Annotated in this window: 4 protein-coding genes; all 4 read right to left on the bottom strand. The window is 68.7% G+C overall.

From position 1 onward, the window contains the following. Positions 1 to 12 precede the first annotated feature (12 nt). The 4 genes from OG417_RS21590 to OG417_RS21575 all read right to left on the bottom strand — a co-directional run bounded on the left by OG417_RS21590 (position 13) and on the right by OG417_RS21575 (position 9,569). Positions 13 to 2,256 carry a hypothetical protein gene (locus OG417_RS21590; RefSeq protein WP_329258898.1) on the bottom strand — a complete coding sequence of 748 codons (2,244 nt, stop codon included), beginning with the start codon at positions 2,254 to 2,256 and terminating at the stop codon, positions 13 to 15. Between the two features lie 160 nt (positions 2,257 to 2,416). Next, a complete protein-coding gene (locus OG417_RS21585) occupies positions 2,417 to 4,651 on the bottom strand; it encodes a DUF5722 domain-containing protein (RefSeq protein ID WP_329258895.1) in 2,235 nt (744 codons plus the stop codon). Between the two features lie 25 nt (positions 4,652 to 4,676). Further along, positions 4,677 to 7,751, bottom strand: a complete 3,075-nt coding sequence (locus OG417_RS21580; RefSeq protein WP_329258892.1) for a glycoside hydrolase family 78 protein — start codon at positions 7,749 to 7,751, stop codon at positions 4,677 to 4,679. Positions 7,752 to 7,814: 63 nt separating this feature from the next. After that, a complete protein-coding gene (locus OG417_RS21575; RefSeq protein ID WP_329258889.1) occupies positions 7,815 to 9,569 on the bottom strand; it encodes a trehalase family glycosidase in 1,755 nt (584 codons plus the stop codon). Positions 9,570 to 9,582 lie beyond the last annotated feature (13 nt).

The raw sequence follows: 9,582 nt of genomic DNA, 5'->3' as shown, positions 1-9,582 counted from the left end.
GACGCGACCGGCTCACTCCGCATAGCGGTAGCGGAAACGCCCGCCCGGCGCGGCGTCGCCGCTGGCGAGCGTGTCCAGAATGTCGCCGTCGCGCTGCATGTTGTCGATCCATTTGAAGTCGATGCGCAGCGGGTGCCCCGAACCGGCACCCACGAGCGACCGCGGTATCGCGAGCTCCAGCTCGCATCCCTTGACCTCGTACGGGATATCGGCCAAGCGTTTCCAGGACCAGCCCCCGAGGCTCGCCTCCAGGCACGTCCGCCGCGCATTCGTCACCCGCCGGTTCACGACGAAGTCGAACCCCTCCCAGCCGCTGCCGGGATCGCCGGTGACGTCGAGGAAGAGCATCATCCAGTTGTGGTCGGTCCACGGGGTGATCGGCTGCCGTGTACGCACGTAGAAGTACAGGTGGTGCTTGTCGCGGGCGACCTTGGCCGCGACCACGTCGTTGCGGCCGGTCGTGTCGACGTAGCGGCCGGCGTCGCCCCAGCCCGGGTGGTCGCGGTGGGCCGTGTCGCCCGCGTGATCGCGGAACTCCGGACCCACCTCACGCCAGTCCGTGAAGTCGCCGTCGATCCGTATCGTCCGGGGCGCGGACGGACGCGGAAGCGGCCGGACGCCCTTGTACTTCCGGATGTTCGCGACCAGTTGGTAGTAGTAGGCGTCCTGGTAGGCGTTGCCGCCGGGGAACCCGCCCTCCGATCCGCCGCGCAGCGGCTCGATGTCCCGGCTGTGCTCCCAGTCGAACTCGTCGACGAAGACCACCGGGGCCTCTACCCCGTTGAAGCTCTCGAAGCGCTGCGCCACCCACTCGTTCCAGCCGGTCACGAACACGAACTCCGGGTCGACGGCGAGTGCGCGGTCCCACTGCTCCTGGAAATTGAGTCCCTCGGCGGTACGGGAGTCGTCGGCCGGGAGCCGGCCGTCGTGGTAGCTGCGTCCCTGCGCGTGCGGCTCGCTCATCGCCCCGAGCCGTCCGTCGACGGCGTTCTGCGCGACGCCGACGGTCATCTGCTCGGCGGCTCCCGTGTCGTCGCGGAAGACGTGCTGCGGTGAGACCTCGAGCCAGCCCCACTCGTCCGACCCCGTCGGCCCGGCGAAGTAGGAGGGCTGCGGGGCCCGGAACGTGAAGAAGTCGAGCACCTCACCGACCGGACCCGACGCGTACTCGACGTAGACGGACCGGTCGCCGGTGACCGGCGCGCCGTCGGTGTAGGCCCGGCCGTCCGGGTAGACGTCCGCCGGATCGGTCCACCAGCCGACCGAGCCGCTCGGGTCGGACTGCTCCAGGTAGTAGGTGCCCGCGGGCGCGGCCGAGTCGAGCCGCAGCATCACCTTGGCGTTGTCGGCCACGGCCTCGAACCGCCGCTGCGCCAGCCGGGTTCCACCGGGTCCGTCCGCGTACAGCGTCAGGGTCATCGCGGCGTCGGTGGTGTTCCAGGTCGGGATGCGACCGCCGACGGCCAGGACCGGCTCCGTCGCCTTGAACGTCTGTCCCTGGGTGTGTCCCGGCGCCAGCCCTGCCGGGTCGGTGCCGTCCTTCGTCAGCAGGGTCCCGCCGATCCGCGTCGGGTCGGCGAGGATGAGTGGTTTGTCCTTCCAGCGGAACCACAGATCCTCGTGCGTGCCGGGCCGGTACAGGTCGGTGTACAGATCCATGACGACCTGCTGCGGGTTCCCGAACGGTGTCAGGAACGCGACCTGTGGGGTCGCGCTCCCCGCGGCGCGCACCGCCGCGAACGTGTCGAGGAGCGCGTGGTAGACGGGGGCGTAGGTGAAACCGTTCGTGACATCGAAGATCACCGTGTCGACGCCCGCGTCGGCGAGCATCGTCGCGTGCTTGCGGATCACCCAGGTGTCGTCCGAGAGGTAGTACCCGAAACAGGGCTCGGCCCAGTGGTGGAAGTCCCCCATGGGCCCCCAGGCCGGATCGTCGCCGTTCTCCAGTGCCGCCGGATCCGCGGTGAGGATCTTGCTGATGTCGTGCGGGCCGCTGGTCGAGTGCTGGCCGAGCCAGAGAAAGTAGAAGACGCCGACGTAGCGGTTCTGGCGCGGCCCGCCCACGTCGTCGTGGGTCGGCAGCCGGCGGCCGAGACCGTCGGTGGCGACCCAGGTGTCGCTCATCAGGTCCGGTACGGCCGCCGGCACCGCGGCCGCACGAGCGGTTCCGGACAGCACACCCGGGAACGTCGCTCCCGCGGCTCCTACGGCTGCCCCGCGCAGCACGTCGCGCCGGCGCACACCTCGTTCACTCATCTGTGCCTCCACTGGTCGGGGGCCGGTTTCCCGGGCACACGCCGTGCCCGGGAAACCGGCCGTCGGGCTCAGCCCGCGTTGAAGCGATGGACGCCATGGACGGCTCACCCGTCCTCCTGGCGCAGGAACCTCCCGCCCTGGCTTGACGCGCCGGGCACAGTCACGCGTGGGTGATGACGCGCGGTGCCATGCTCACCCGGTCCACGTCGAAATATCCCTTCCAGTCGGAGCCGACCGAACCACGCACCCATACCTTGATCCGGTGGATCGCGGTCCGGCCCGGCCAGTGGGACAGATCGAGGGAGAGCCGGTTCCAGCCGCCGGCCGGATCCAGGGTGCCGGTGCCCTCGGCCACCCGCCCGTCCGTGGAGTACACCCGTATCGTGGCCGAGAACTCATTGCCCGGCTTGAAGCCGTCGTCGGCCGACTCCGGTACGCGGATGGACGCGGACAGCCAGGGCATGCGGGTCGCGTCGACCGGCCGGTCGAACACCACGCCGGTGCCCTTGCCGGTCTTGGCGTACGTCGACCAGGGCGCCAGGCCACTGCCGAAGCTCACCCGCAGCGCCCCTGTGCCGGACGCCCCCTGCGTCGTCACCTGCTCGACACCGCTCGCGTTGTCGGCGACCTGCCAGCCCTGCGTGTCCTGCTCGAAATCGGCGATCCGGTTCTCTCCGACGGGAGCGGCCGACAGCCGCGTGTCGGCGGGGTACGGAAGGCTTCGCCTCGCCAGCTTGGCGGGGTCGAAATTCGGGATCACGGCCTTCCAGTCGGAGATTCCAATGATCGTCTTCGCGAACTCGGTGGCCCGCAGCGACTGCGGCGTGTCGATGTACTTGAAGACGTCGTAGATCGGTTTGTGCTCGCCGGGTGCGGCGCTGAACGGGTGATCCGGATCCCAGGTCCACAGACCGAGGCGCAGCCCACCCTCACCTTCGTGGTCGACGTGCCGGTGCAGGATGAATGCGTCGATTCCCCCGGTGAAGGCGATCTTGTAATACGCGTACGCGAAGGCGGCTGCCTGAAGCCGGAGGTTCTCAGTGGTGTAGTCCTTCGCGTTCAGCCCCTGTTCGGACAGGATCACCCGGCGCTGCTCGCCGCCGAACTTCAGGCCGTCCTGCGCCAGGTACCGGGGCAGGACCTGGATGTTCTTGAACGTGATGAGCGGGCTGTCGGACGTGTCGAGTGCGTCCTTGTCGTCCCAGAACGCCGGATTGAACAGATCCTCTGGGTAAGGGTGGTAGGCAATATTCCAGGAAAAGTCGCCTTGCTGCTTGGTGATCGCGTTGAGGCCGTCAACGATGTCGCGTCCCTTGTAGGTGTAAGCAGGGTCATCGTTCGCCGAACTGTTCCAGTAATGCGTCAGCGAGATGTACACGCGGCCGTTGGCGTCGGATTTCCGTAGCGCCTGCCAGGCGATCCGCAGCGCGCGGGAGTAATGGTCGAGGAATGTCCCCCGGTCCTGCCGGCCCATGTTGTACCAGTACTGCTGAGCATCGACCTCGTTGCCGATGATCCAGCCCCAGGCGCGCCCGTACTCCTCGTCGGCGCGGGTGTAGCGCTGGGTGAAGAACTCCATCGCCGCCGTGTAGTACGCCGCTCCGTCCGCGGTCTTGGTGTCGAACGCGTAGACCGTTCCGGTACCGATTTCGGCGTCGGGGTGGATCAACTGGCGCCAGGCCGAACTCGAGTTCCCCGGCTCCGCGTAGGCGAGGACGATCAGGTTGACCAGGGTTCCATCGTCGGAGAGAGGCTTGACCTGGGCGTCAACGCCCTCGACCGCGCTCTTGTTGAAGTAGAACGTCCGGCCCTGGGAGGTGAACTCGATGGTGTTGTCCGGCGCGCCGGGACCGCTCAGCATCATCTGATCGAGCGGCAGATTGATCGCGGCGTGCTTGACGCCGAGTTCCTCGGCGTCGTCGGTCATCTCCACTTGGAGTCCCTTGATACTGGGAGTCTGCGGATACGCCGTCCGGTTCACGGCCAAGTCGATCTTGTCGGCGTAGTGCGCGGATCCCAGAACGGTGTCGCCGCCGGCGACGGCCAGGAACTTGTCATACAGCCGGTCCCTGCCGTCGTCCGCGAAGCGAGGCAGCCGGGCCGTGAAAGCACCGGTGGCGTCCGGTTCCGACGTCGCGACGGGTGACTCGCCCTCGGGGATCTTGGGCTCCTGCCAGGGGCCCAGCGCGTATATCGCGACCTTGCCCGCCGTGGTGCCGGCGTCGCCGGTGACGACGACGCCGGTCTCGTCAACGGCCACCTGCGTGATCCCGCTCATCGACTGCGCCCGCGCGGAACCCGCGGACAGGGTCATGGTGGTCGCCGTGGACAACACGGTGGCCAAGGCCAGCAGCACGGTGAGTATGCCGTGCCGTGCCCATCTCGCCTGCAACATCCCGACCTCCAGGTAGATCGGGGCCTCAGCCCGTGGTGAAGTGGTAGGAGCCGGAGCCGACGGCGTAGACGGCGCAGCCGTCCTCCAGGCGCAGGAACCTCGCGCCCTGCTGGGTCACCGCCGCCGCGCTCGCGGCGGGGACCCACACCTCGGCGGTCGTGTTGACGGGGACGGTGACATCGAGGGTGAACCGGCCGTTCTGGTCGGTCCACCGCGTGGCGATCGGCCCGTAGACCGAGTCGTACCGGCCGGACGCGGTGTGCACGCCGCCGCCGGGGCGGGGCCGGATGACGGTCTTGGCGAAGCCCGGGCTCGCCGGGCTGATCCCGGCGATGTTCTGGTACATCCACTCCCCCACCGAGCCGTACGCGTAGTGGTTGAAGGAGTTCATCGCCGCGTCCTGGAAGCTGCCGTCGGGCTTGATGGAGTCCCAGCGCTCCCACATCGTGGTGGCGCCCTTGTCGATCTGGTAGCCCCAGGAGGGGAAGGTCCGTTGCGTCAGCAGCCGGTAGGCGACGTCCGTGTGCCCCGTGGCGGTGAGTGTGGGCAGCAGGCGCGGTGTGCCGAGGAACCCGGTGGACAGGTGCCAGTCCTTCGCCTTGATCAGCTCGACCAGGCGGTCGGCGGCGGCCTGCCGCTGCGCCGCCGGCAGCAGGTCCATGGACAGCGCCAGCACGTACGCGGTCTGGGTGTCGCCCTTGACCCGTCCGTCGCCCGACACGTACGCGCCGTCGAACGCGTCACGGATCTTCGTGACCAGGGCGTCGTAGGGGCTCGCGTCCTCGCCGAGCGCCCGCGCCGCCTTGGCGACGATGCCGGCCGCGTACGCGAAGTACGCGGTGGCGATGACGTCCTTGGGCGTGTCGTCGTTCACGTTGAGCCAGTCGCCATAGCCGGAGGCCGGGCGCAGGTAGCCGGTGCTGTTCTTCTCCAGGTACGCGATCCACTTGGTCATGGCCGGGTAGTTCCGCGCGAGCTCGGACCGGTCGCCGTACCGCTCGTACAGCGTCCACGGCACGGTCACACCCGCGTCGCCCCAGCCGGCCGAGCCGTTGCCGACCGAGCCGACCATCGGCGCGACGTCGGTGAACGAGCCCTCCGCGGTCTGGTCATCGCGAAGGTCGGTCAGCCACTTGGCGAGGAACGACGCGGAGTTCATGTTGTAGGCGGCGGTGCCGGAGAAGACGTTGATGTCGCCGGTCCAGCCGAGCCGCTCGTCCCGCGCGGGCGTGTCGGTCGGCACGGACAGGAAGTTGCCGCGCTGGCCCCAGGTGATGTTGCTCTGCAGCTGGTTCAGCATCGGCACATCGGTGTGGAAGTCCATCGTGAACGGTGCGTCGGTGTGCATCACGCGCCCCACGACGTCGGGCCGGGACGTGGCGCCGGTCACCTCGACGTAGCGGAAGCCGTGGAAGGTGAACGCCGGCTCGTACGTCTCCGTGTCTCCCCCGCGCAGGGTGTACGTGTCGGTGGCCTTGGCGGTGCGGAGGTTGTCGGTGTAGAGCGAGCCGTCTTTGTTCAGCACCTCGGCGTGCCGGATGGTGAGCTTCTGCCCGGCCGTGCCGGAGGCCCGCAACCGCACCGTGCCGACCATGTTCTGGCCGAGGTCGTAGATGTAGTCGCCGGACGACCGTTCGGTGACCTTGACCGGCCTGAGCTCCCGCTCGACCCGCACGGGCGGGTCCGCCTGGGCGACCGTCGCGGCCGTCACGCCGTTCTTGACGAGGACCGGCTTCCAAGCGCTGTCGTCGAACCGCTGCGAGCTCCAGCCGGGCGTCTCGTCGCGCGCGTCGTAGTCCTCGCCCATCAGCAGGTCGGAGTCGACCACCGGGCCGGTCGCGCTCTTCCAGCTTCCGTCGGTGACGATCCGGTCGGTGCTGCCGTCGGTGTAATCGATCTCCAGTTGGGCCCGGAGGTACGGCCGGTCGCCGTACTGGCGCGGGCCGAAGCTCGCGACGTTGCCCGCGTACCAGCCGGGCGCCAGCGTGGCGCCGATCGCGTTGCCGCCCTGCCGGACCAGGCCGGTGACATCGTAGGTCTGGTACTGCACGCGCTTGCTGTAGTCCGTCCAGCCGGGGGCCAGCTCGTCGTCTCCGACGCGGTGACCGTTGATCTCCGCGCGGTAGACGCCGAGCGCGGTCGCGTACAGCCGGGCCTGCTTGATCTTCTTTCCGGCGGTGAACTCCTTGCGCAGTTCCGGGGTGAGCCCGTCCGGCTTGTCGGCCACGGTCTGCCAGCGGATCGTGCGGTCCGCGGAGGTGGGCTTGCCGTCGACGTACGCCTGGCCGTGGTCGTAGCCGCCGTCGGACTGGCTCCACCAGCCGATGGTGCCCTTGGGGTCGGACTCCTCCAGGTAGTACGTGCCGGCCGGTGCGGCCGTGTCCAGTTTCAGCGTCGCCCAGGCGTTGTCCGGGTGCGGGTCGAAGCGCTGCCGGGCGACCAGTTCGCCGCCGGGACCGTCCTTGTACAGCGAGAGGGTCATGCCGGAGTCGGTGGTGACCCAGGTCGGCGCGGAGGCCCCGACCGACGTGAACGGCTGGTCGGAGGTGAACGTCTGGCCCTGGGTGTGCCCCGCCTCGAGCTGCGACGGGTCGTTCTGCTTGGTGAAGGACGTGGGCAGCGGGATCGGCGCGTTGTGGCCGATCCACTGGGCCTGCCAGTCGCCGCCACCGAGCAGCCCCATCTCCCACCACGACGGCGTGCTCCACTCGGAGGGCCGGCCGTGCGCGTCCCAGACCCGGACCTGCCAGTGGTAGCGGGTGCGCGACCGCAGCGCCGGGCCGGCGTACGGCACCAGAACGGACTGGTTCGAGGTGACCCGGCCGCTATCCCACACGTCGGGGTGCGCGAGCTTCGCCGGGCTCGACGCCACCCGCACCTCGTACGCGCTCTGGGACTCGTCGCGGTCGGCCGCGCCGAGCCGCCAGCTCAGCCGAGGGTGCGGGGCGTCGATGCCGAGCGGGTGCCCGGCGTACTCGGTGGTCGTCGTCAGGACCCTGATGCCATCGGGCGCCGCCGAGGCCGGCGAGACCGCCAGGCCACCGGCAGCGACCGCCAGGGTCGCCGGAAGGATGAGGAGTCTGTACGGTTTCCGCCGCATGGGCTGCCTCCGGTTGTCGGAAGTGCTGGAGGACAAGAAGATCGATGGAGAAAATGGATTGGGTCAGCCGTCGTAGGCAATTCGTCCGAGTACGACGGCGGAGGCGGCGGTCCAGCCATGCATGGGCATGTTTCCGTACCGCGCATTCGGGAGTTCCAGACTCCCGTCGACGACGTTGTATTTCTCCCAGAGTTTGTGAGTGCCCTTGCCGAGCACGTGCACGATCTCCAGCGTGCGGTCGCCCGGCGAGGCCTCGCCGTCGGTGAGTGCCTCACCGTCTTCCAGGACATCCTTGGAAGCCGTGTACCAGGCGATCTTTCCGACCGGGTCCGACATCTCCAGGACGTACGTTCCGGCCGGCGCGGGCGAATCCAGATCCAGGTAGTCCCAGGCGTTGTCCTTGACGTTGGTGAACTTTCCGGATTTCACCACGGAGCCGTCGTCGCGGCGCAGGGTGAGCGTGAATCCGGCGTCGGTGGTGTTGTAGGTCGGGAAACTCCCGCCCACCCGTGAAAACGGTTTACCGGTGGTGAATCGCTGGCCGAATGTATGGCCTGTAGTGAGGATCGGCGCGATATCTTGCGTCCGCGATCCTTCGGTCTCGGTCTGCTCACCGAGATTGAAATACCAGTCCGTCAGGAGGTCGACCCATTTCTTGGCGATCCGCTCGGCGTCGGGCCGCAGGCCGTAGGCCGCCAGCCCCTCCACGGTGAGCAGGTGCATCGGCGGCCAGCCCCCGGGATACATGAACTGCAGATCGTCGTCACTCACGGCCGTGTGCGGGTTCGGATAGACCTTGTCGGTGACGGTCAGGCCGTGGGGATGCTCCAGCAACGGCAGGTTGCCGGCCGACCGCCGGGCCTGCGCGGCCGTGGCCACGCCCGCCCACAGCGGCAGGTACGCGCAGACCGAGATGTAGGGGAGCCGCTTGCCGGCGACGAAGTCGTACTCCTTGAACACGCCCGTCTGCTCGTCCCAGCAGTACTTGCGGATCAGCGCGGCCCTGGCGTCGGCCTCCTTGGTGTACCGGGCCGCCTCGTCGTGGCGTCCCACTTCCTTGGCGATGCGCGCGAGGACCCGGGCGTAGCGGACCAGGGCGCAGTTGGTGATCAGTGGGACGCAGCGGCGCGCGTCACCACCGAAGATCGGGGTCCAGTCCAGCCCCGTCTCCGCCTCCGCCTCCAGTTCGCCCGGCAGCGCGGGGTCATCGGCGGTTCGGTTGGTGGCCAGGCCGATCGGGGTCTGGTGGAGAGAACCCTTCCAGTAGCCCTCATACTCCCGTTTGAGCAGCGGATATGCCTGATACAGCAGGTCGAGCCCGCCACCCGCCCGGTAGTGCAGCCAGACGCTGTCGGGAAACACCGGCGTCTGTGACCTGGTCAGCAGCGTCGTGCGGTTGCCGTTGGGCATGTAGCCGTAGCGCTCCACCATGAACAGGTAGTCGCGGATGTGATCGGCCACCGGGCCGAGTTGCCCGTGGGCAAGCATCCCCCGGTTGATGAAGTAGGTGTCCCAGTCGTACATCTCCGGGAAGCTGCGCTCGGTCCCCCCGGGGGTGGCGTAGGGGAAGGGCAGGAACAGCAGGGTGCCGTCCGCGTCATCGCGGATCTGCTCCTCCTGCGAACGATGCAGGTCCTTCTCCCACCAGGTGCGGATGAGAGCATCCAGTTCCCGCCACCGTTCTTCGCCGGGATCGTCGGCCGCGCGGCCGACCGCCGCCGTCGCCGTGCCGGGGCGCAGCAGGCCGGCGCCGGTGATCGCCACGGCGCCTGCGGCGGCGGTGCCCAGGAACCGGCGCCGACCCTCGTCGATGCTCATACCTGTCTCCTTC

The sequence above is a fragment of the Actinoallomurus sp. NBC_01490 genome (assembly GCF_036227085.1).
Taxonomy (GTDB): Bacteria; Actinomycetota; Actinomycetes; order Streptosporangiales; family Streptosporangiaceae; genus Actinoallomurus; species Actinoallomurus oryzae.
Note: the sequence above shows the minus strand (reverse complement) of the source record. Positions and strands in the feature narration are given on the sequence as shown.

Coding starts and splice junctions, on each gene's coding strand:
- OG417_RS21590 (WP_329258898.1), bottom strand. CDS start 2,256: ATGAGTGAACGAGGTGTGCGCCGGCGCGACGTGCTGCGCGGGGCAGCC.
- OG417_RS21585 (WP_329258895.1), bottom strand. CDS start 4,651: ATGTTGCAGGCGAGATGGGCACGGCACGGCATACTCACCGTGCTGCTG.
- OG417_RS21580 (WP_329258892.1), bottom strand. CDS start 7,751: ATGCGGCGGAAACCGTACAGACTCCTCATCCTTCCGGCGACCCTGGCG.
- OG417_RS21575 (WP_329258889.1), bottom strand. CDS start 9,569: ATGAGCATCGACGAGGGTCGGCGCCGGTTCCTGGGCACCGCCGCCGCA.